Annotated in this window: 22 protein-coding genes; 14 read left to right on the forward strand and 8 right to left on the reverse strand. The window is 60.5% G+C overall.

Translation table 11 applies throughout. The features are described 5' to 3' along the window. The first annotated feature begins 54 nt into the window (after positions 1 to 54). The gene (gene nhaB, locus GTQ41_RS14385; RefSeq protein WP_047294739.1) at positions 55 to 1,557 is read left to right on the forward strand and encodes a sodium/proton antiporter NhaB; all 1,503 of its coding nucleotides are present in this window, start codon (positions 55 to 57) and stop codon (positions 1,555 to 1,557) included. Positions 1,558 to 1,658: 101 nt separating this feature from the next. Here the strand turns inward: nhaB and GTQ41_RS14390 are convergent, their stop codons facing one another. Genes GTQ41_RS14390 through gnd form a run of 3 tightly spaced genes read right to left on the reverse strand, consistent with a single transcriptional unit; the run spans position 1,659 to position 4,962 of the window. After that, on the reverse strand, positions 1,659 to 2,465 hold the full coding sequence (locus GTQ41_RS14390; RefSeq protein WP_047294741.1) for a Cof-type HAD-IIB family hydrolase: 807 nt from the start codon (positions 2,463 to 2,465) through the stop codon (positions 1,659 to 1,661). Beyond that, positions 2,462 to 3,985 (reverse strand): glucose-6-phosphate dehydrogenase, encoded by a 1,524-nt coding sequence (gene zwf, locus GTQ41_RS14395; RefSeq protein WP_041064450.1) that lies wholly within the window; start codon positions 3,983 to 3,985, stop codon positions 2,462 to 2,464. Before zwf ends, GTQ41_RS14390 begins: the two co-directional genes overlap by 4 nt. Next, on the reverse strand, positions 3,982 to 4,962 hold the full coding sequence (gene gnd / locus GTQ41_RS14400; RefSeq protein ID WP_041064453.1) for a phosphogluconate dehydrogenase (NAD(+)-dependent, decarboxylating): 981 nt from the start codon (positions 4,960 to 4,962) through the stop codon (positions 3,982 to 3,984). Before gnd ends, zwf begins: the two co-directional genes overlap by 4 nt. 273 nt (positions 4,963 to 5,235) lie before the next feature. On the opposite strand from gnd, the gene GTQ41_RS14405 reads away from it, so the two are divergent. Together GTQ41_RS14405 and GTQ41_RS14410 are read left to right on the forward strand one after the other, a co-directional pair. After that, positions 5,236 to 5,418 carry a DUF6026 family protein gene (locus GTQ41_RS14405; RefSeq protein ID WP_041064455.1) on the forward strand — a complete coding sequence of 61 codons (183 nt, stop codon included), beginning with the start codon at positions 5,236 to 5,238 and terminating at the stop codon, positions 5,416 to 5,418. A 199-nt stretch (positions 5,419 to 5,617) separates the two neighbouring features. Continuing rightward, positions 5,618 to 7,366: a phosphoethanolamine transferase CptA gene (locus tag GTQ41_RS14410; protein WP_217325292.1), complete on the forward strand. Its 1,749-nt coding sequence runs from the start codon at positions 5,618 to 5,620 to the stop codon at positions 7,364 to 7,366. A gap of 340 nt (positions 7,367 to 7,706) precedes the next feature. Here GTQ41_RS14410 and galU read toward each other — a convergent pair whose 3' ends face one another. Further along, entirely contained in the window at positions 7,707 to 8,546 is an 840-nt protein-coding gene (galU, locus tag GTQ41_RS14415) for a UTP--glucose-1-phosphate uridylyltransferase GalU (protein ID WP_007912230.1), read from the reverse strand. A 258-nt stretch (positions 8,547 to 8,804) separates the two neighbouring features. Between galU and GTQ41_RS14420 the strand changes: the two genes are divergently transcribed. Together GTQ41_RS14420 and GTQ41_RS14425 are read left to right on the forward strand one after the other, a co-directional pair. Beyond that, entirely contained in the window at positions 8,805 to 8,990 is a 186-nt protein-coding gene (locus GTQ41_RS14420) for a hypothetical protein (RefSeq protein ID WP_007964653.1), read from the forward strand. A gap of 151 nt (positions 8,991 to 9,141) precedes the next feature. Further along, on the forward strand, positions 9,142 to 9,429 hold the full coding sequence (locus tag GTQ41_RS14425) for a hypothetical protein (RefSeq protein ID WP_080963283.1): 288 nt from the start codon (positions 9,142 to 9,144) through the stop codon (positions 9,427 to 9,429). 3 nt (positions 9,430 to 9,432) lie between these two features. Here the strand turns inward: GTQ41_RS14425 and GTQ41_RS14430 are convergent, their stop codons facing one another. Continuing rightward, the gene (locus GTQ41_RS14430; protein ID WP_027612691.1) at positions 9,433 to 9,663 is read right to left on the reverse strand and encodes a hypothetical protein; all 231 of its coding nucleotides are present in this window, start codon (positions 9,661 to 9,663) and stop codon (positions 9,433 to 9,435) included. Between the two features lie 72 nt (positions 9,664 to 9,735). After that, complete coding sequence (locus GTQ41_RS14435; RefSeq protein ID WP_003225393.1) at positions 9,736 to 10,092, reverse strand: hypothetical protein; 357 nt, start codon at positions 10,090 to 10,092, stop codon at positions 9,736 to 9,738. A 212-nt stretch (positions 10,093 to 10,304) separates the two neighbouring features. Here GTQ41_RS14435 and GTQ41_RS14440 point away from each other — a divergent pair, with 212 nt between their 5' ends. The 5 genes from GTQ41_RS14440 (at position 10,305) to ada (ending at position 13,436) form a co-directional block, all read left to right on the forward strand. Then, entirely contained in the window at positions 10,305 to 10,607 is a 303-nt protein-coding gene (locus tag GTQ41_RS14440; protein ID WP_041064472.1) for a DUF1883 domain-containing protein, read from the forward strand. A 22-nt stretch (positions 10,608 to 10,629) separates the two neighbouring features. Then, positions 10,630 to 10,806 carry a hypothetical protein gene (locus GTQ41_RS14445; RefSeq protein WP_155416817.1) on the forward strand — a complete coding sequence of 59 codons (177 nt, stop codon included), beginning with the start codon at positions 10,630 to 10,632 and terminating at the stop codon, positions 10,804 to 10,806. Positions 10,807 to 10,900: 94 nt separating this feature from the next. After that, positions 10,901 to 11,611, forward strand: coding sequence for a 2OG-Fe(II) oxygenase (locus GTQ41_RS14450; RefSeq protein WP_047294747.1), 711 nt, complete (start codon positions 10,901 to 10,903; stop codon positions 11,609 to 11,611). A 5-nt stretch (positions 11,612 to 11,616) separates the two neighbouring features. Next, complete coding sequence (gene alkB / locus GTQ41_RS14455) at positions 11,617 to 12,282, forward strand: DNA oxidative demethylase AlkB (RefSeq protein WP_047294815.1); 666 nt, start codon at positions 11,617 to 11,619, stop codon at positions 12,280 to 12,282. A gap of 86 nt (positions 12,283 to 12,368) precedes the next feature. Beyond that, the gene (ada, locus tag GTQ41_RS14460; RefSeq protein WP_047294749.1) at positions 12,369 to 13,436 is read left to right on the forward strand and encodes a bifunctional DNA-binding transcriptional regulator/O6-methylguanine-DNA methyltransferase Ada; all 1,068 of its coding nucleotides are present in this window, start codon (positions 12,369 to 12,371) and stop codon (positions 13,434 to 13,436) included. On the opposite strand, the gene GTQ41_RS14465 is transcribed toward ada, so the two are convergent. Together GTQ41_RS14465 and GTQ41_RS14470 are read right to left on the reverse strand one after the other, a co-directional pair. Then, on the reverse strand, positions 13,433 to 13,891 hold the full coding sequence (locus tag GTQ41_RS14465; protein WP_047294751.1) for a GyrI-like domain-containing protein: 459 nt from the start codon (positions 13,889 to 13,891) through the stop codon (positions 13,433 to 13,435). The genes ada and GTQ41_RS14465 overlap by 4 nt on opposite strands. Before the next feature lie 62 nt (positions 13,892 to 13,953). Next, positions 13,954 to 14,937 carry an MDR family oxidoreductase gene (locus GTQ41_RS14470; RefSeq protein ID WP_047294753.1) on the reverse strand — a complete coding sequence of 328 codons (984 nt, stop codon included), beginning with the start codon at positions 14,935 to 14,937 and terminating at the stop codon, positions 13,954 to 13,956. Positions 14,938 to 15,127: 190 nt separating this feature from the next. Between GTQ41_RS14470 and GTQ41_RS14475 the strand changes: the two genes are divergently transcribed. The 4 genes from GTQ41_RS14475 (at position 15,128) to modB (ending at position 20,381) form a co-directional block, all read left to right on the forward strand. Continuing rightward, complete coding sequence (locus tag GTQ41_RS14475; RefSeq protein WP_047294755.1) at positions 15,128 to 17,587, forward strand: hypothetical protein; 2,460 nt, start codon at positions 15,128 to 15,130, stop codon at positions 17,585 to 17,587. Between the two features lie 114 nt (positions 17,588 to 17,701). Continuing rightward, positions 17,702 to 18,766 (forward strand): nitronate monooxygenase family protein, encoded by a 1,065-nt coding sequence (locus GTQ41_RS14480; RefSeq protein ID WP_047294757.1) that lies wholly within the window; start codon positions 17,702 to 17,704, stop codon positions 18,764 to 18,766. A 166-nt stretch (positions 18,767 to 18,932) separates the two neighbouring features. Then, the gene (modA, locus tag GTQ41_RS14485; protein WP_047294759.1) at positions 18,933 to 19,700 is read left to right on the forward strand and encodes a molybdate ABC transporter substrate-binding protein; all 768 of its coding nucleotides are present in this window, start codon (positions 18,933 to 18,935) and stop codon (positions 19,698 to 19,700) included. After that, positions 19,701 to 20,381 carry a molybdate ABC transporter permease subunit gene (modB, locus tag GTQ41_RS14490; protein ID WP_041064496.1) on the forward strand — a complete coding sequence of 227 codons (681 nt, stop codon included), beginning with the start codon at positions 19,701 to 19,703 and terminating at the stop codon, positions 20,379 to 20,381. It begins immediately after the preceding gene. Positions 20,382 to 20,384 lie beyond the last annotated feature (3 nt).

Consider the following 20,384-nt stretch of genomic DNA (forward strand, 5'->3'; position numbering starts at 1 on the left):
AACTTGCCAGTCACTTGCGGCACTTTGCGCGCTTCTTAATACAAGGAGCAACCGATGTCCGGTTCACTGGCCCAGGCCTTCGCGCATAATTTCCTCGGGCACTCGCCCCGCTGGTACAAGGCGAGCATCGTCGGCTTCCTGATCCTCAATGCCGTGGTGCTATTTACCGTCGGCCCGGTCGCCGCTGGCTGGCTGCTGGTGATCGAATTCATTTTCACACTGGCCATGGCCCTCAAGTGCTATCCGTTGATGCCCGGCGGCTTGTTGTTGATTGAAGCCCTGCTGCTGAAGATGACCACGCCGCAGGCGCTATACGATGAGTTGGTGCACAACTTCCCGGTGATCCTGTTGCTGATGTTCATGGTCGCCGGCATTTACTTCATGAAGGATCTGCTGCTGTTTCTGTTCTCGCGGCTGCTGCTGGGCGTACGCTCCAAGGCGATTCTGGCGCTGATGTTCTGCTTCCTCTCGGCGTTTCTGTCGGCGTTTCTCGATGCCCTGACTGTGACGGCGGTGATCATCAGCGCCGCCGTCGGCTTCTATTCGGTCTACCACCGTGTGGCCTCGGGCAACGATCCGCGTCAGGAAAGCGAGTTCAGCGACGACCGACACTTGCCGGTGCTGCACCATGACGACCTGGAACAGTTTCGGGCGTTTCTGCGCAGCCTGCTGATGCATGGCGCTGTGGGCACCGCACTCGGTGGCGTCTGCACCTTGGTGGGCGAACCGCAGAACCTGTTGATCGGCCATGAGATGGGTTGGCACTTCGCGGCATTTTTCCAGAAAGTCGCGCCGGTCTCGTTGCCGGTGCTGGTGGCTGGGCTGGCGACGTGCGTACTGCTGGAAAAACTGCGCTGGTTTGGCTATGGCACCCTGCTGCCGGACAACGTCCGCGCCGTGCTGGCCAATTACGCTGCCGAAGATGACGCCGAACGCACTCCACGTCAGCGTGCCGCGCTGCTGGTGCAAGGCACTGCTGCGTTGATTCTGATTGGCTGCCTGGCGTTTCACGTTGCCGAAGTCGGCTTGATCGGCCTGATGGTGATCGTGTTGATCACCGCGTTTACCGGCATCACCGACGAACACCGTCTGGGCAACGCATTCAAGGACGCCATGCCGTTCACCGCGTTGCTGGTGGTGTTCTTCGCCGTGGTCGCGGTGATTCACGATCAACAACTGTTCGCGCCGCTGATCCAGTGGGTGCTGGCGCTGCCGGCGGAGCAACAGCCGGGCATGCTGTTCATCGCCAACGGTCTGCTCTCGGCGATCAGCGATAACGTGTTCGTCGCCACGATCTACATCACCGAAGTGAAACAGGCTTTCCTGTCCGGGCACATGAGCCGCGAGCATTTCGAGACGCTCGCCATCGCGATCAACACCGGCACCAACCTGCCGAGCGTGGCGACGCCAAACGGTCAGGCTGCGTTCCTGTTCCTGCTGACCTCGGCGATTGCCCCGCTGGTACGCCTGTCGTACGGGCGGATGGTGTGGATGGCATTGCCATACACCGTGGTGATGGGCTTGCTGGGCTGGTACGCCGTCAGCTACTGGCTCTGACAACTACCTCATGCAGGAGCTGCCGAAGGCTGCGATCTGTCGATCTTGCTGCATAAAAAACAAGATCAAAAGATCGCAGCCTGCGGCAGCTCCTACAAATGTTACTTGAGGATGTACTTCTCGATCGCCAAGGCTACGCCATCTTCGGTGTTTGGCGCAGTCACCACATCAGCCTGACGCTTCACTGCCTCTTCCGCCTGCCCCATGGCTATCGACAATCCCGCGCAATGGAACATCGCCGGGTCGTTACCGCCATCGCCAATCGCCGCCGTCTGCTCCAGCGCGATGCCCAGATGCGCAGCAATCGTCGACAGCGCGGTGCCCTTGTTGGCCTCCAGCGCCGTCACATCCAGATAAACCGGTTGTGAACGCGAGACCTGAGCCATGCCGTTGACCTTGGGCAGCAGGCGCGCCTCAAGTTCAATCAGCAAATCCGTGTTGTTGCTGGTCGCGACGATCTTGTCGATGCGCTCCAGATACGGCTCGAAACTCTCGACCACCACCGGCGGATAACCGAGGCCGTGCTGTTCGCGCGGCACCATCGGCCCGTGTGGATCCTTGAGCAGCCAGTCGCCACCGCTGAACACCCAGATTTCCACTTCCGGCTGGTCGGCGAACAACGCCAAAGCAATCAACGCCGTCGGCACCGGCAAGTAATGCGCCACCAGCACGCTGCCGTCCGGATTGACGATGGTGCCGCCATTGAAGGCGGCGGTCGGCAGGTCGACCCCCAAGGCTTCGATCTGCTGCAACATGGCCTTGGGTGGGCGTCCGGTGGCCAGGCTGAACAACACACCCGCCTCGCGCAGCGAGCGCACTGCATCAATGGTGCGCTGACTCAGGCTGTGATCGGGCAGCAACAGCGTGCCGTCCATGTCACTCAATAAAAAACGGATCGACTCCCTCATCCCAGGCCATGCCAGACGCGACCATCGCGAGTCAGCAGATCGTTGGCAGCTTGTGGACCGTCTTCCCCGGCGGCGTATGTCTGCACGCTCGCGTCCTGCTGCCAGGCATCAAGGAACGGTTGCACTGCGCGCCAGCCGTTCTCGATGTTGTCGGCGCGCTGGAACAGCGTCTGGTCGCCGGTCAGGCAGTCGTAGATCAGCGTTTCGTAACCGGTGGATGGCTGCATTTCGAAGAAATCCTTGTACGCGAACCCCAGCTCGATGTTGGCCATGTTCAACGCCGGCCCCGGCCGTTTGGCCAGCAGGTCGAACCACATGCCTTCGTTGGGCTGGATCTGGATACGCAGATAAGTCGGCTGCAGTTCATCGACTTCGGTGTCGCGGAACTGCGCATACGGCGCCGGTTTGAAGCAGATGACGATTTCGGTGTCGCGCACGCTCATGCGTTTGCCGGTGCGCAGGTAGAACGGCACGCCAACCCAGCGCCAGTTGTCGATCATGACTTTCAACGCGACATAGGTTTCGGTGTTGCTGTCAGGCGACACGTTGGCTTCCTGGCGATAGCCATTCAACGCTTTGCCATCGACTTCGCCGGCGCTGTACTGACCGCGTACCGAATTGGCCCGCGCCTCTTCGACGCTCCAAGGGCGGATCGCGCCGACCACTTTGGCCTTTTCACCGCGCACAGCGTCAGCGCCAAACGCGGCCGGCGGTTCCATGGCGACCATTGCCAGCAACTGGAACAGATGATTGGGCACCATGTCGCGCAGCGCACCGGTGTGCTCGTAAAAACTGCCACGGGTTTCAACGCCGACGGTTTCCGCGGCGGTGATTTGCACGTGGTCGATGTAATGGTTGTTCCAGAACGCTTCGAACAAGCTGTTGGAGAACCGGCTGACCAGAATGTTCTGCACGGTTTCCTTGCCCAGATAATGGTCGATCCGATAGATCTGTTTCTCGGACATGACCTTGAGCAGGCAGGCGTTCAAGGCTTCGGCAGTGTGCAGGTCGGAACCGAACGGTTTCTCGATCACCACCCTTCTGAACGCTTCGGGGGTTTCTTCGAGCAGTTTGGCGGCGCCGAGACGGCGTACCACTTCACTGAAAAAACGTGGCGCGGTGGCCAGGTAGAACACCGCGTTGCCCGTGCCGCTGTCGGCGATTTTTGCCGCCAGCGCGGAATAGGTGCTGTCGTCCAGGAAATCGCCCTGGACGTAGCTGATACCTTTGGCGAGCTTGGCCCACAAGGCCGGATCAAGCATCTGATCGCCCTTGCCGACCTTCGCCGCCACTTCGGTACGAATGAAGTCTTCGAGTTTTTGCGCGAAGGCCTCATCGGTAATGGCGTTGTGATCAACGCCAACGATCCGCAGATTTTCGTCAAGCAAGCCGTCGCGACTGAGGTTGTACAGCGCCGGCATCAGCAAGCGCTTGACCAGGTCGCCGTGGGCACCGAACAGAAACAGCGTGGTCGGTGGTGCGGGTTCTGCCTTGGATTTTCTGCGGATCGTATGGGTCATTTCTTCGGTGTCTCCACGTGGCCGCCGAAGCCGAAGCGCTGGGCCGAGAGGATCTTGTCGCCAAAGGTGCCCTGGCCACGCGAGCGGTAGCGCGAGAACAGCGAGTTCGACAGCACCGGAACCGGCACCGCTTGTTCCATGGCCGCTTCGATGGTCCATTGACCTTCGCCGCTGTCCGCCACCGAACCGGAGAACCCGTCGAGCTTCGGATCGCTGGCCAGCGCGTCGGCGGTCAGGTCGAGCAGCCACGAGGAAACGACGCTGCCACGACGCCAGACTTCAGCGATGTCGGCCACGTTCAGGTCGAAACGCTGATCTTCCGGCAGGCGTTCGCTGGACTTGGTTTTGAGAATGTCGAAGCCTTCGGCAAACGCGGCCATCATGCCGTATTCGATGCCGTTGTGAATCATCTTCACGAAGTGCCCGGCACCGGCGGGACCGGCGTGGATGTAGCCGTGTTCGGCGCGGTGATCCTCGGACTTGCGATCCTTGGTGCGCGGAATCTCGCCCATGCCCGGCGCCAGAGCGGCGAACAGCGGGTCGAGACGGTTCACGGTCTCGGCATCGCCGCCGATCATCATGCAGTAACCGCGCTCCAGGCCCCAGACGCCGCCGGAAGTGCCAACATCGATGTAGTGCAGACCTTTTTCGGCGAGGGTCTTGGCCCGGCGAATGTCATCCTTATAGTTGGTGTTGCCGCCATCGATGATGGTGTCGCCGGCTTCCAGCAAATCGCTCAGGGTGTTGATGGTGTCTTCGGTCGGCGCACCGGCCGGCAGCATGACCCACACGGCACGTGGCTTGGCCAGGCCGGCGACCAGCGCAGGCAGATCGGCAACGCCCGTGGCGCCCTCGGCGGCCAGGGTGTCGACAAAGGCGGTATTGCGGTCGTAAACAACGGTGGTGTGACCGTTGAGCATCAGACGCCGCGCAATGTTGCCGCCCATGCGGCCCAGTCCAATAATCCCGAGTTGCATGTGCTGATGCTCCTTACTACAAATAAATGTGTGTCATTGGTTATAGCCCAACGCGACTAATGGAGGTTAGTCCAGAGCGTCGGGCCGAAGTTTCCGGGCATTGTGCCCGATCCAGACTGATAACGCCCCGAATCATGCCGAAGACACACCGACCATGAAAAATAAAAAAGTTCCATTCACGGGCAAAAGAAATCAAAATTGGCGCCGATAGCAGATCTGTAGCCCGGCACCGGGACAATCTGCAGTTGAGACACGCCATTTGCGAGGTGAGCAATGGGCACAGTACACACAGCAATGCCGCCACAAACCCTGTATGTCACGATCCGTCGCGATGAATTGCGCCAGTTGAAGGACGAGCGCGACCAGTTGAAGCAGGAGCTGGCGCAATTGCGCTCGCTGACCCAGGGCGCTCAGCCCAAACCTCTGCCGGTTGTCCAGCGTCAACCGCACGCCTGACCTGCCCCGCCAGCATCGGGAACGGCGCCTGTCGTTCCCGTCATGATCCGCTCCCGCCAGCAATCAGCAACTAACGAAGTTTTCACATTACGTTCGTGATACTCGCGCCCATTCTGGCCGTGCGTTTGCGCGCGGCTTCCGTTCGTCGGTTTGCTGTAGTGTTCCGACGGTGGTTAGTGACGATGAGCTGGAGTGCTGAATGTCATTGTTCAAACGCAGCAAAACGACTGCGACAGGTTTCGACTGGGCCGGGGTTCTCTGGCTCTTTGCTTTTTTCTGGTACTTCTCGGGCATCACCCAACTGTTGATCCAACTGACCGGCACCTCCGGTTTCAGCGGTTTCCGTCAGGCCTTCGTGATGAGTGCGCTGTGGCTCGCCCCGATGCTGGCGTTTCCCAAACGCACCAAACTGCTGGCTGCGCTGATCGGTATTGTCCTGTGGGCCTGTTCCATGGCCAGCCTGGGCTACTTCTTCATCTATCAGCAGGAGTTCTCGCAAAGCGTCATCTTCATCATGTTCGAGTCGAACGTGTCGGAAGCCGGCGAGTACATGACCCAGTACTTTGCCTGGTGGATGATCCCGGCGTTCCTCGCGCATACCGCTTTCGCCTACTTTCTCTGGACACGCCTGCGCCCGGTGTACATGCCCCGTGGCCGCGCCTACGTTGCGGCGCTGGCAATCCTGATTGCCGTGGTCGGCTATCCGCTGATCAAGCAGACCCAGCGCACCGGCAGTTTCGCCGGCGGCTTCGAGAAGTTCGAAGACCGCATCGAGCCGGCGGTGCCTTGGCAAATGGCCGTGGCTTACCACCGATACCTCGACACTCTGGCCGGCATGCAGGACATGCTGCACAGTGCAAGCAAGGTCCCGCCGCTGCATAACCTCAAGGCTGCCGACGCGGATAAACCGTCGACGCTGGTGCTGGTGATCGGCGAATCGACCAACCGCCAGCGTATGAGCCTGTATGGCTATGGCCGCGAGACCACGCCGGAACTGGACAAACTCAAGGATCAGCTCGCGGTGTTCGACAACGTCATCACCCCGCGCCCGTATACCATTGAGGCGTTGCAGCAGGTGCTGACCTTCGCCGACGAAGAAAATCCGGACTTGTACCTGTCCACGCCGTCACTGGTCAGCATGATGAAACAGGCCGGCTACAAGACCTTCTGGATCACCAACCAGCAGACCATGACCAAGCGCAACACCATGCTCACGACCTTCTCCGAACAGGCCGACGAGCAGGTGTACCTGAACAACAACCGCAACCAGAACGCCGCGCAGTACGACGGTGACGTGATTGAGCCGTTCAACAAGGCCCTGAGTGACCCGGCGCAGCGCAAGTTGATCGTCGTGCATCTGCTCGGCACGCACATGAGCTATCAGTACCGCTATCCGCCGACCTTCGACAAGTTCCAGGACCGTGCCGGCGTGCCAGCCGGCGTGCGTGACGATCAGGTGCCGACCTACAACAGCTACGACAACGCCGTGTTGTATAACGATTTCGTGGTATCGAGCCTGATCAAGGACTACGCCAAGTCCGATCCGAATGGTTTCCTGCTGTACCTCTCCGACCACGGTGAAGATGTGTTTGACTCGGTCGGCCACAACACCCTCGGCCGTAACGAGAACAAACCGACGGCACCGATGTACACCATCCCGTTCATGGCCTGGGCATCGCCGAAATGGCGCGAGAACCATGACTGGAACTTTGCCGCCGACCTGAGCCGGCCGTACAGCAGCTCGCATCTGATCCACACTTGGGCAGACATGGCCGGTTTGAGTTTCGATGAACTGGACCGCAGCAAGAGCCTGGTCAGCGACAGCTTCAAACCGCGTCCGCTGATGATCGGCAACCCGTACGAACGCGAGCAGCGCGCCCTGATCGACTTCAGCCTGATGAAGCCGAAGAAGGTCGAGCCCACCGCAGCGAATGTCGTGCAGCAGTAACCGCCTGGAAGGCGCCGGTTTCGAGAGATCGCAATCGGAGTAACGCATAAAGAAAAAGCTCCGTATCGCAAGATACGGAGCTTTTTTCGTTCTGGGCGGACGGGTTGCCCGTTTGCCCGGGGCCCTGCAGTGCCGCCTGAAGGGAATCGGGGCAGCGAGCAAGCATGCCCGCACCCTCCCCCGCTAAATAGCAGCCAGCACGCTCAGAAGGCGTCAGCTAATCGCGCCGCCGGACCCAAGGTTTTTTCCAGCACAAAAACAAACGCCCCGAACAAGTCGGGGCGTTTGTGGGTGCATTCGCTTGGGTGCTCACACCCTTCGCGTTGCAGATCCGGCGCGATCAGTAAGCCTTGCCGGTCTTGTAGAAGTTCTCGAAGCAGAAGTTGGTCGCTTCGATGTAGCCTTCGGCGCCACCGCAGTCAAAACGCTTGCCCTTGAACTTGTAGGCCATGACGCAGCCGTTCTGGGCCTGCTTCATCAGAGCGTCGGTGATCTGGATTTCACCGCCCTTGCCTGGCTCGGTCTGTTCGATCAGGTCGAAGATGTCCGGCGTCAGGATGTAACGACCAATGATCGCCAGGTTCGACGGTGCGTCTTCCGGCTTTGGCTTCTCGACCATGCTGTGGACGCGGTAGATGTCGTCGCGGATCATCTCGCCGGCGATCACGCCGTACTTGCTGGTTTCCTGCGGGTCGACTTCCTGAATGGCGATGATCGAGCAGCGGAACTGCTTGTACAGCTTGACCATCTGGGTCAGTACGCCGTCGCCTTCGAGGTTGACGCACAGGTCGTCCGCCAGTACCACGGCGAAGGGTTCGTCACCGATCAGCGGGCGACCGGTGAGGATCGCGTGGCCCAGACCTTTCATTTCGGTCTGACGGGTGTAGGAGAACGAGCACTCATCGAGCAGCTTGCGGATGCCGACCAGGTATTTTTCCTTGTCGGTGCCCTTGATCTGGTTTTCCAGCTCATAGCTGATGTCGAAGTGGTCTTCCAGAGCGCGCTTGCCACGACCGGTCACGATCGAGATTTCAGTCAGGCCAGCGTCCAGAGCTTCTTCAACGCCGTACTGGATCAGTGGCTTGTTTACCACCGGCAGCATTTCTTTGGGCATGGCTTTAGTCGCTGGCAGGAAGCGAGTACCGTAACCGGCTGCTGGGAACAAGCATTTCTTGATCATATAAGTCCTTGAAAGGGCTGTGTGTACGAGTTTCGGCGCAGTCTAATCAGGCGGCGTGCACCTTACAATGCCCCGCACTGGCTAACCGATGCCAACATAGAGAAATATTCTCGCCGATAGTTCCGCTGGCAACTTCGACCCGCGAAAACAGAGTAGCTCAAACACGCAAATGCGCTGCATCACTCTACGCTCATCATCCCCCAATGTGAGGATTTGTCGGTATCATGGCGCCTTTGAACCAGCGAACGAGACAGATAGATGGCCGCGGTAAAAATCATCAACGGGTATGTGATCGACAAGAAAGACGGCAAGTGGAACCTGACCACGACCAATGGCGAACACATCGCCGGGCCTTTCGACAGCGAGCAGCTGGCGACTGATGTGGCGTCGGTGTTCACTGACACCCCTGCGTCGTCCAAACGCCGTGGCAAAGATCAGGACTGACCGGTTGCGACACGCGCCGAGCCCTGCCCTTGCGCAGGGCTTTTTTGTGGCCGCTCGCAACCCGATAAAAACAAGTGGCCAATCGCTATAACCTTTTCACTCCGGCGCTGTCAGAGCGTTTAGCCCCTCCCTCGCTGAAGACGACACACTTATGAACATGAACAAAATGCTGCCGCTGATCGCGGTATTGGCCCTGGGTGGCTGTGCCACCTCGCAAACCACCTACCTGAACAACGGCGAACAGGGTTTGAGTATCGACTGCTCCGGGGAAGCCAACTCCTGGGCCACCTGCTACGAAAAAGCCGATGCTTCCTGCGCGGGCACCGGTTATCGCATTGTCGGTACCGACGGCACACCGGCACCCAAGGAAAGCGAAAAGACCCTGGGGGTCGATGTCGGCAACTATAAAAACCGCAGCGTGGTGGTGGTCTGCAAATAGACCCTACATGTGGATCTCGGCGAACTTGATCCCGAGCCCGCGCACGATCTCGATCAGATCGTCGAGCCGGGCGAAGGATTCGACTTCGTCGTTATCGTCGACCAGAAAATAGCTGCGACCGGCGCTCTTCTTGAAAAACACGATCCACTCACCCGAGTTCGCCGGATTCTGAATCACATGCGTGGCAGAGATAAGGCCCTCTGCATGCCGTTCCCGTACTTGCTCTCGCTTCATGCGCGACTCCAGAAATGAAAATGCCGCCACAGCATGACTGTGGCGGCACTGGTGCTGATGACCGCTATTCTATCAGCCGGAAATGCAGGCATTGGCGGCGTTTTGCACGTCGCGAGGACGAATCGGCACATTGGACATGCGCTCATGCAACTTGATGCTGCTGCCGCCGGAACGGTCGTCGATATCAAACACCGCTGCCGCGCCAGTGGAAAATTTCCCGGGAACAATCACCCGCACGCCATCCTTGTGCGGCTGCATCTGCAGTGCGCCGCGACTGTTAGCCAGCTTGTCCGCCAGGCACTGCGCATACTCATGGGGTTTCTTGCCGGAAATCACGCTCATGGTGGGCAAGGTTTCATTGATTTCGGAAACACTCGCGCAACCACCCATGACCAACATCAACGGCAGACACACCACACCCCACTTCATACAAATACCTCCCATAAAGACCCTCGGACAGCAGTAATGCCATTTTTCTCCGAGGCTTACTCCATTAAACCCGCAGCGAATCGCGAATAACCGTTTTTAATTGTCAAAGCAGCGCTCGACGGCGGGATAATAACCCGTTCGGGCTGATAAACTGCGCCAATCGCACATGCTATCGTTTTGATTTAGTAGAAAAAGCCCTTCTGGAGGCGCCCATGAAATTCATTCACCAGCGCGAGCACCTCAACGAAGACGACATTGTCGTCATCCAATGCTCGCAAACCTGCAACATCCGCTTGATGAACGACGCCAACTTCCGCGCGTTCAAGAACGGCGGCCGCCACACCTACCACGGCGGCGCTTTCGACACGTTTCCGGCGCGCATCACCGCGCCGAGCACCGGTTTCTGGAACATCACCATCGACACCGTCAGCCGGCGCGCCATCAGCGTCACGCGCAAACCGACCCTGACCCACTCGATCAAGATCATCCGCCGCTCCAGCTCCAAACTGAGCTGAGTCGCCCCAACGCAAGGTAAGCATGACCGTGGCCCAAACGACCAAATACGTCATCAAATACAAGCTCAACGGCGAGCGCCGCTTCGAGTTCGCGCAACTGCAAAACGGCACCGTGGAAGAAGCCAGGGCTGCACTGGATGCCATCCACGGCCAGACCGAAGATGTGATCAGCGATATCGCCGTCAGCAAAGCCCTGTAACGCAACACCCCGGATTCGACCGCAAGCGGCGGAGTGTTCTGCCGCCGGGATTTGCCCAGACTGACAGCCTCGACCAAAGGGTTCAGGAGTCAGAATGTCAATGTCCCCGTCTCGGCTGGATGCGCTCGATTGGGCGAGCCTCGAACAGCATCTGGATCAATATGGCTATGCCATCGTCCGCTCGCTGCTGTCGGCGCAAACCTGTGAGCGCTTGAGCGCCCTGTATTCGCAGACCGAACCGTTTCGTTCGCAGGTCATCATGGCCCGCCACGGTTTCGGTCGCGGGGAATACAAGTACTTCAGCTATCCCCTGCCGACAACCATCGAACGTCTGCGCACTGCGCTTTACCCGCGCCTGGTGCCGCTGGCCAACCGCTGGTACGAACGCATGAAGGTGCCTGTACGCTTTCCCGCAACCCATGCCGGGTTTGTGCAGCGCTGTCACGATGCCGGCCAACTGCGGCCGACACCCTTGCTGTTGCAATACGGCCCGCAGGACTACAACTGCCTGCATCAGGATCTGTACGGAGAACTGGTTTTCCCACTGCAAGTGGCGATTCTTCTGTCGGAGCCCGGAGAGGATTTTACCGGTGGAGAGTTCGTCCTGACCGAGCAGCGTCCACGCCTGCAGTCGCGAGCACACGTCGTGGATCTGCAAAAGGGTGACGCGGTTATATTCGCGGTCAACCAGCGCCCGGTCAGCGGCACACGCGGCGATTATCGAGTGACCATGCGTCATGGCGTCAGTCGCCTGCACAGCGGAAACCGGCATACTCTGGGCATCATCTTCCACGACGCAGTATGAGCAGCATGCAACCAAGCCACTTCGACCTGTTCGCCGACCACGAACCCGAGCAACAACCCCGCGCCGAGCAAATCGGCGAACAATCGTGGGTTTTGCGCGGTTTCGCCCTGCCGATGATCGATCAACTGTTGCCGGCGCTGGAGGGCGTTCTCGCCGCAGCGCCATTGCGTCACATGATGACCCCGGGCGGTTTCAGCATGTCAGTGGGCACCAGCAGCTGCGGAGCGCTGGGCTGGATCACCGATCGCAGCGGTTATCGCTACAGCACCGTGGATCCGCTGAGCGGCAGGCCGTGGCCGGCAATGCCCCAAGTGTTGTCCGAACTGGCACAGAGAGCGGCGCTGCGCGCAGGATTTGCCGGATTTCACGCCGATTCGTGCCTGATCAACCAATACGTCCCCGGCGCCAAGATGTCTTTGCACCAGGACAAGGACGAACATGCCTACGCGGCGCCGATCGTTTCGTTGTCCTTGGGGTTGCCGGCAATGTTCCTGTTCGGTGGTTTTGTCCGCAGCGACAAGAGCCAGCGCATTCCTCTGCTGCACGGCGACATGGTGGTCTGGGGCGGGGTCGATCGCCTGCGTTTTCACGGTGTGCTGCCGATCAAGCCCGGCCAGCATCCGCGTCTGGGCGAGCGGCGGATCAATCTGACCTTCCGGGTCGCCGGGTGATCTGAAAAGTTTGACCGCAAGGCCCGGAGTGTTACCCACATTGCTGCTGGTTAACCTGAATCAAACAGGTCAACGGACTACTCGTCATGAAAAAGCTTTCGCCGATCATCAATGTTGAAACCGATCCACGCTGGGCCGCCGTGATCGCGCGGGATCCGCGAGCCGACGGGCAGTTTGTCTACGCGGTGAAAACCACCGGTATCTATTGCCGCCCGAGCAGCCTTTCGCGATTGCCCAAGCCGCACAACGTCGAGTTTTTCGACAGTGCCGAAGCAGCCGAGGCGGCGGGTTATCGTCCGAGCAAACGCACTCGCAAGGATCAGACCGACGTCGCCGCTCAACATGCCGCGACGGTGGCGCTGGCCTGCCGGCAGATCGAAACCTGCGAAACTGCGCCGGCGCTTAACCAGCTCGCCGCGACCGCCGGCCTCAGTCCCTTCCATTTTCATCGCGTATTCAAGGCCGCTACCGGTCTGACGCCAAAGGGTTACGCGGCGGCGCATCGCTCGCGCCGGGTGCGGGAACGGCTCGCGAATGGCGGTTCGGTGACCGATGCGCTGTACGACGCCGGCTTCAATTCCAACAGCCGCTTTTACGAATCGGCCGACAAGCTGCTGGGCATGAAGCCCGGTGACTATCGCGCTGCCGGGCGCAATAACGACATACGCTTTGCCGTTGGCCAATGTTCGCTCGGGGCGATTCTGGTGGCGCAAAGCGAACGCGGGGTGTGCGCGATCCTGTTGGGCGACGATCCGCACCAACTGGTGTGTGATCTGCAGGATCAGTTCCGTCAGGCCAACCTGATTGGCGCCGACGCCGGGTTCGAACAGTTGATTGCCAAAGTGGTGGGCTTCATCGAAGCCCCGGCACTGGGCCTCGACTTGCCACTGGATGTGCGCGGCACCGCGTTTCAGGAGCGCGTCTGGCAGGCGTTGCGGGAAATCCCGGTGGGTCGCACCGCCAGTTACGCCGAAATCGCCCAACGCATTGGCGCACCGACTTCCATGCGCGCGGTGGCGCAAGCCTGCGGCGCCAACCGTCTGGCCGTGGCAATTCCTTGCCACCGCGTGGTGCGCAGCGATGGCAATCTCTCGGGGTATCGCTGGGGTGTGGAGCGCAAGCGCCAGTTGCTGGATCGCGAAACCCAGCCTTAGCGAATCCCGATGCAGACCGCCACGGACTCGGGGCCGGTATAGGCCTCGTAGTCGGTGGCATAGCGACGCTGAATCTGAGGGTTCTCCTCAAAGAAGGTCCAGATCCGTCCCCAGGTCGCAATGACCGCGTCAGGCAACGGCCCCTGCGCCTCGAACACCAGATATTCGCCGGCTTCGATCTGTACGGTCTCATAGCCTTTGGGTCGTGCATTGACCGCGACCCCCGCGGTGACATCGAATGCACCCGAGGCGTCGGATTCATAGGCCGAATACACACCATAAATTGCAGAGCCCGGGATCTTGCCGGGAATACTCTCGGCCTGTTCTTCACTGAAAAACCGGCCCCACATCGGGCCGATCTTTGCGCTCTGGGGCTGGTGCTCTGCGGCGTTGGTCGTGCGCACACGCAGGCCGGCCACGGTGAAGGCGTCGATTTGCTGTCGTTTCAAATCCATCGAAAGTGCCGCTCCCTGTCATAGAAGTGCGGCCACACAGGGCCGCAATGGCGCTTACTCTGTCAGCGATTGACGTCGACCACAACCCTGCCGCGCAGCTGTCCGGCGAGCAATTTGGGTGCCGCGTCGATGGCTTCGCTCAGGGCGATTTCGTGGCTGATCAAAGGCAACAAGGCGAAGTCCAGATCCTTGGCCAGACGTTTCCAGGCCTCGATCCGCCGGGCCTTGGGTTGGGTCACGCTGTTGATGCCCGCCAGGGTCACACCGCGCAGAATGAACGGCGCCACCGACGCAGGAAAATCCATACCCTGGGCCAGACCGCAGGCCGCCACCGTGCCTTCGGCGCGGGTGCTGGCACAGGCGTTGGCCAAGGTGTGGCTGCCGACCGAGTCGATCACGCCGGCCCAGCGTTCCCTGGCCAGCGGTTTGCCCGGTTCCGACAAGGTTGCGCGGTCGATGATCTCGCTGGCGCCCAGTTGCTCCAGGTACTCGTGCTCGGACACCCGGCCGGTGGATGCCACCACGCGATACCCGAGTTTGCTGAGCAAGGCGATGGCGAAACTGCCCACCCCTCCGTTGGCGCCGGTCACCAGCACTTCGCCCTGATCCGGCGTCACGCCGTTGCGCTCCAGCGCCAGAATGCACAGCATCGCCGTGTAGCCGGCGGTACCGATGGCCATCGCTTGCGCGGCGCTGAAGGCCTCGGGCAAGGGAATCAGCCAGTCGCCACGGAGGCGCGCCTTCTGTGCCAGGCCACCCCAGTGACTTTCGCCCACGCCCCAGCCATTGAGCAGCACCTGATCACCAACGTTGTAGTCAGGATGCGAGCTGACCTCGACCGTGCCCGCCAGGTCGATCCCAGGCACCATCGGAAACTGGCGTACCACCGGGCTGCTGCCGGTAATCGCCAGACCATCCTTGAAGTTCAGCGTGCTGTACGCCACCCGCACCGTTACGTCGCCTTCGGGCAACTGCGCTTCATCGATCTGCTGCAGGCTGGCGCGGTAACCGCTGTCGTCTTTGTCGATCAAAATGCCGTTGAACATGGCTGCCTCTCACTCAGTGGATTCAAATCCTCGCGCCTTGAAATAACACAAAGCAACACATTGCCCCAGCCGACTTTGCGCCAATTCGCAAATCCGTCCAGTCATTCCAGAGCGGGCGACTATGCTTTTTCGACGGTCGTGCTTTCGCTGCCCCCCCTGCTGAAAGCGGCCTCTGTCGATGGAGCTGACAATGCCTTACCCGCGCTCATGGCTTGCAATCCTGATGCTGTGCCTGCTGACCGCCGGCAACCTGTGGGCCGCCCCGGCCACTGCCGACAAACCCGCCGCTGCCGACGCCGCCCCCAGCGCGCCGACGTGGCCGCAAGTGATCACCAGCGGCAAGGCCAGGCTGACCGTGTACCAGCCGCAACTCGACAGCTGGGATGGCTACACACTCAATGCCCGGGCGGCGGTCGAAGCCACCGGCGCCGATGGCAAACCCACTTACGGCATTGTCCAGTTCAGTGCGCACACGCTGGTCGACAAGGCCACGCGCTGGGTCGCACTGGATCAATACAAGATCATCAAGGCCGACTTCCCCGCCGATGCCAGCCAGGCGGATGTCTGGCTCGCGGCACTGCAAAAGGATGCCCAGAGCCGCAAGAAGACCATTTCCCTCGATCAACTCGAGGCCGCCGTCGGTGTGCTGTCGGCAGAGCAGAAAGCCGACAGCGCACCGCTGGAAAATACCCCGCCGGCGATCATCAGTTCCGACGTCCCCGCCCTGCTTGTCTATATTGATGGCGACGCGGCGTATCGCGCGGTCGAGGGCACCGGGCTGCAGCGGGTGATCAACACCCGCCCGTTATTGCTCAAGGACGCCGAGGGCAAGCACTACTTGCATGTGTTTGATGGCTGGATGGTCGCTGACAACCTCAGCGGCGAGTACACCCGTCTGACCGCACCGCCTGCCGATCTGGAGAAGGCCAAACAGGCGGCGATCCAGAGCCGCCAGGTCGATCTGCTGACCGGGCAGAGTGATCCGAAAGACAAGGTGCCAAATCTGGCCAAACCGCCGCAGCCGAAAATTTTCATCGCCACTACCCCCACCGAGCTGATCGTTACCGACGGGGCTGCGCAGTGGTCGCCGATTCAGGGCACCAGCCTGCTCTACGTGAGCAACACCACCGGACACATCTTCAAGGAAATCGGCGACCAGAACAGCTACGTGTTGATTTCCGGACGCTGGTTCCGGGCCGCCGACATGAACGGGCCGTGGACGTTTATCCCGGCGGACAAATTGCCTGCCGACTTCGCCAACATCCCCGACGACAGCCCGAAAGAGAACGTCAAGGCCTCCGTCGCCGGTACGCCGCAGGCCAAGGAAGCCGCGATTGCCGCCGCCATCCCGCAAACCTCGGCGATCAAGAAAAGTGCAGTGAAAATGACCGCGCCGCAGTTCGACGGCGAGCCGCAACTCAAACCGATCAACACCACGTCGCTGCAATATGTGGTCAACAGCGCGACGCCGATCATTCGTGTCGACAACGACAGCTGGTATGCCGTGGAGAACGGCATCTGGTTCACCGCAACGACAGTCAGCGGACCGTGGGTCGTCGCCAGTTCGGTACCGTCGGTGATCTATTCCATCCCGCCGAGTTCACCGATGCATTACCTCACTTACGTCAAAGTCTATGAGTCCAGCGGCGACACGGTGGTGGTTGGCTACACCCCGGGGTATCAAGGGTCGAACCTGGATCCGGCCACGGGTGTGGTGGTTTACGGCACCGGATATCCGTACACGCCGTGGGTTGGCAGTGTCTGGTATGGGCCGCCCGTGACCTACGGTTTCGGTGTCGCGATTCGCTATACACCCTGGACCGGCTGGACCTTCGGTTTCGGCTTCGGCTGGAGCTGGGGCGGCAACACCGTGGCAATGGGTTGGGGCTGGGGTGCTTATCCGTGGTGGGGCAATTACGGCTGGGGTTATGCCTGGGGGCCGCGCCTGTATCCGGCGCCGCTGGCCTGGGGCGGCGCCGCTTACGGCTATCGCGGCGGTGCCGTGGCCTGGGGGCCCGGTGGCTGGGCCGGCACCACCGGCAACATTTATCGTCAGTGGGGCGACCGCGCGACCGTCAGCCGTTACGGCGCCGGCTACAACGCCTGGACCGGTAATCGCTGGGCCGGTCAGGTCGGCTCGTCCTATAACTCGCGCACCGGGATTGCCGCGGCGGGCCAGCGCGGTGCCGTACACAATGCCTACAACGGCAACTACGCGGCCGGACGCAGCGGTGAGGTGGTCGGGCCGAACGGTGGCGCCATCGCCGGCGGCCGAGTGACAGCGGGCAACGCACGCAACGGCACGCAAGTCACCGCCAACCGTGGCGCGGTGTACACCCCCAACACCGACAAGACCACGCAATATGCTGGCGTCAGGGGCCGCAACGGCGGCGCTGCACGGGTCGGCGACAACGTCTATGCCGGGCACGACGGTAACGTCTACAAGAAAACCGACAACGGTTGGCAATCAATGGTCAAGGGCAGCCCGACCCGCACGGCACCGGTCAACAACACTGCTCAACTGCAGAACCTCAATCGTGAATCTGCAGCGCGCAACTTCGGCAACCAGCGCACCAACAACTTTCACAACTCCTCGCAAGTCATGAACCGTTCATTTGGTGGCGGTGGCGGCGGTTTTCATCGACGCTGACGGCGCATGGCTGTCCGTGCGCGGAAAATTCGCGCTGGCCCTGAGTCCGGTTTTGCTGTTAAAAAACCGGCTCTGCCGTCCCTGCCCCGTTTCATCGTTCGGAGAACCGCTTCCATGAGCCAATGGCCTGACACTCGCATTCTTGACCTGCTCGGCATCGAGCTGCCGATCATCCAGGGCCCCATGGCCGGTGCCACGAATTCGGCCATGGTGATCGCCGTGTGCAACGCCGGCGGCCTGGGTTCGATGCCCGCCGCAATGCTGAGTATCGAGCAACTGCGCGAAGAACTGCAGACCATTCGCGAGCACACTCGCAAACCGTTCAACGTCAATTTCTTCTGCCATCAGCCACCGGCTGCCGATGAACAGCGCGCACGGGACTGGAAAAGCCTGCTGGAGCCGTACTACCGCGAACTGGGTGTCGATTTCGATGCACCGACGCCGGTGTCCAACCGGGCCCCCTTCGATGCGGCAGCGTGCGCCGTGCTGGAAGAGTTTCGTCCTGAAGTCGTGAGTTTTCACTTTGGCCTGCCGGAGAAATCCCTGCTGGATCGGGTCAAGGCCACGGGTGCGAAAATCCTCTCGTCTGCCACGACTGTCGATGAAGCAGTGTGGCTTGAACAAAACGGTTGCGACGCGATCATCGCCATGGGCTATGAGGCAGGTGGTCATCGCGGGATGTTTCTCAGCGATGACCTGAGCAGTCAGGTCGGTACCTTTGCCCTGGTGCCGCAGATTGTCGATGCGGTGAAAGTACCGGTGATCGCTGCCGGCGCCATTGCCGATGCGCGCGGGGTGGCCGCGGCATTGATGCTCGGAGCATCGGCAGCGCAGGTTGGCACCGCGTATCTGTTCACCCCGGAAGCGAAAGTCAGCGCCTCCCATCATCAGGCGCTGCGCACCGCCAAGGAAAGCGAAACCGCGATTACCAACCTGTTCACCGGCCGCCCGGCTCGCGGCATTCTCAATCGGGTGATGCGCGAAATCGGCCCGATGTCAGCGAAAGCCCCGGCCTTCCCGCTGGCCGGCGGAGCGCTGATGCCGTTGCGGGCAAAAAGCGAAGCGCAGTTCAGCAACCTCTGGGCCGGGCAGGCTTTTCCGTTGGGCAAGGAGCTGAGCAGCGCCGAACTGACCCGGGAACTGGCGCAAGGCGCACTGGCAAAACTGGTCCGACACTGATCCGATCCAGGATGAGGCTCGATACAGCCTCATCCTGTATACAACAGCACTTCCTGTTTAGCGGCATTTCGCTATATATTTCGCTATATAGCGTTTCACCCTTCGCATCGGTGCAGTCCACCTCCAACAATAACTGCCCTCTGCACTCGCCAATAACGGAGCTGTTATGACCATTCGTGCCTCACGTTTTGCCCCCGCTTGCCTGGCTTCCTTGCTGTCGGTTTTTGCCTTGGGCGCCGCTCACGCCGATGAAGTGCAGGTGGCGGTTGCCGCCAACTTCACCGCGCCGATCCAGGCCATTGCTGCCGACTTCGAAAAAGACACCGGGCACAAACTGGTCGCCGCCTACGGGGCCACCGGCCAGTTCTACACCCAGATCAAGAACGGCGCGCCGTTCGAAGTGTTCCTCTCGGCGGACGACACCACTCCGGAAAAACTGGAAAAAGAAGGCGATACCGTCAAGGGCTCGCGCTTCACCTACGCCATCGGCACTCTGGCGCTGTGGTCGGCGAAAGAAGGTTACGTCGATGGCAAAGGCGAAGTGCTGAAGAAAAATGAATATCAGCACCTGTCCATCGCCAATCCGAAAGCCGCACCGTACGGGCTGGCCGCCACTCAGGTGCTGGAAAAACTCAAGCTGACGGAAGCGACCAAAGCCAAAATCGTCGAAGGCCAGAACATCACCCAGGCTTACCAGTTCGTGTCCACCGGTAATGCGGAACTGGGCTTCGTAGCACTGTCGCAAATCTACAAGGACGGCAAGGTCACCAGCGGATCGGCGTGGGTCGTTCCAGCGAACATGCACGACCCGATCAAACAGGACGCGGTAATCCTCAACAAAGGCAAAGACAGCGCCGCCGCCAAAGCGCTGGTTGACTACCTCAAAGGCCCGAAAGCCGCTGCGGTGATCAAGTCCTACGGTTACCAGCTCTAAATGTCGCTCTCGAGTGCCGACTTCGCGGCGATCTGGCTGACCCTGAAACTGGCGTCCCTGACCACCGCGATCCTGCTGGTCGTCGGCACTCCGATTGCCCTGTGGCTGGCGCGCAGTCGTTCCTGGCTGCGCGGCCCCATCGGCGCAATCGTCGCCCTGCCCCTCGTGCTGCCGCCGACTGTGATCGGCTTCTATCTGCTGTTGGCAATGGGGCCCAATGGCTTTCTCGGCCACTTCACGCAATGGCTGGGCCTGGGCACGCTGACCTTCAGCTTTACCGGGCTGGTGATCGGTTCGGTGATCTATTCCATGCCGTTTGTGGTGCAACCGTTGCAGAACGCGTTCGCGGCCATCGGCACCCGCCCACTGGAAGTGGCCGCGACCTTGCGCGCCAATCCCTGGGACACTTTTTTCAGCGTGATCCTGCCGTTGGCCCGTCCCGGTTTCGTAACCGCGGCGATCCTCGGGTTCGCGCATACCGTCGGTGAATTCGGTGTAGTGCTGATGATCGGCGGCAACATTCCCGACAAGACCCGCGTGGTCTCGGTGCAGATCTACGACCATGTCGAGGCGATGGAATATGCTCAAGCCCATTGGCTGGCCGGGGCGATGCTGGTGTTTTCGTTTCTGGTGTTGCTGGCGCTCTACTCCAGCCGCAAGACCCGCGCGGGCTGGAGCTGATCG

The sequence above is a fragment of the Pseudomonas sp. AN-B15 genome (assembly GCF_019056475.1).
Lineage (GTDB): Bacteria > Pseudomonadota > Gammaproteobacteria > Pseudomonadales > Pseudomonadaceae > Aquipseudomonas > Aquipseudomonas parakoreensis.

Bases quoted from the DNA above. Each gene is read 5' to 3' on its own strand.
- gnd (WP_041064453.1), bottom strand. From the start codon at position 4,962: ATGCAACTCGGGATTATTGGACTGGGCCGCATGGGCGGCAACATTGCG.
- GTQ41_RS14445 (WP_155416817.1), top strand. From the start codon at position 10,630: ATGACCGTGGCCCAAACGACCAAATACGTCATCAAATACAAGCTCAAC.
- GTQ41_RS14410 (WP_217325292.1), top strand. From the start codon at position 5,618: ATGTCATTGTTCAAACGCAGCAAAACGACTGCGACAGGTTTCGACTGG.
- GTQ41_RS14440 (WP_041064472.1), top strand. From the start codon at position 10,305: ATGAAATTCATTCACCAGCGCGAGCACCTCAACGAAGACGACATTGTC.
- modB (WP_041064496.1), top strand. From the start codon at position 19,701: ATGTCGCTCTCGAGTGCCGACTTCGCGGCGATCTGGCTGACCCTGAAA.
- GTQ41_RS14465 (WP_047294751.1), bottom strand. From the start codon at position 13,891: ATGGATTTGAAACGACAGCAAATCGACGCCTTCACCGTGGCCGGCCTG.
- GTQ41_RS14475 (WP_047294755.1), top strand. From the start codon at position 15,128: ATGCCTTACCCGCGCTCATGGCTTGCAATCCTGATGCTGTGCCTGCTG.
- GTQ41_RS14435 (WP_003225393.1), bottom strand. From the start codon at position 10,092: ATGAAGTGGGGTGTGGTGTGTCTGCCGTTGATGTTGGTCATGGGTGGT.
- zwf (WP_041064450.1), bottom strand. From the start codon at position 3,985: ATGACCCATACGATCCGCAGAAAATCCAAGGCAGAACCCGCACCACCG.
- GTQ41_RS14430 (WP_027612691.1), bottom strand. From the start codon at position 9,663: ATGAAGCGAGAGCAAGTACGGGAACGGCATGCAGAGGGCCTTATCTCT.
- nhaB (WP_047294739.1), top strand. From the start codon at position 55: ATGTCCGGTTCACTGGCCCAGGCCTTCGCGCATAATTTCCTCGGGCAC.
- modA (WP_047294759.1), top strand. From the start codon at position 18,933: ATGACCATTCGTGCCTCACGTTTTGCCCCCGCTTGCCTGGCTTCCTTG.
- GTQ41_RS14425 (WP_080963283.1), top strand. From the start codon at position 9,142: ATGAACATGAACAAAATGCTGCCGCTGATCGCGGTATTGGCCCTGGGT.
- galU (WP_007912230.1), bottom strand. From the start codon at position 8,546: ATGATCAAGAAATGCTTGTTCCCAGCAGCCGGTTACGGTACTCGCTTC.
- ada (WP_047294749.1), top strand. From the start codon at position 12,369: ATGAAAAAGCTTTCGCCGATCATCAATGTTGAAACCGATCCACGCTGG.
- GTQ41_RS14420 (WP_007964653.1), top strand. From the start codon at position 8,805: ATGGCCGCGGTAAAAATCATCAACGGGTATGTGATCGACAAGAAAGAC.
- alkB (WP_047294815.1), top strand. From the start codon at position 11,617: ATGCAACCAAGCCACTTCGACCTGTTCGCCGACCACGAACCCGAGCAA.
- GTQ41_RS14390 (WP_047294741.1), bottom strand. From the start codon at position 2,465: ATGAGGGAGTCGATCCGTTTTTTATTGAGTGACATGGACGGCACGCTG.
- GTQ41_RS14470 (WP_047294753.1), bottom strand. From the start codon at position 14,937: ATGTTCAACGGCATTTTGATCGACAAAGACGACAGCGGTTACCGCGCC.
- GTQ41_RS14450 (WP_047294747.1), top strand. From the start codon at position 10,901: ATGTCAATGTCCCCGTCTCGGCTGGATGCGCTCGATTGGGCGAGCCTC.
- GTQ41_RS14480 (WP_047294757.1), top strand. From the start codon at position 17,702: ATGAGCCAATGGCCTGACACTCGCATTCTTGACCTGCTCGGCATCGAG.
- GTQ41_RS14405 (WP_041064455.1), top strand. From the start codon at position 5,236: ATGGGCACAGTACACACAGCAATGCCGCCACAAACCCTGTATGTCACG.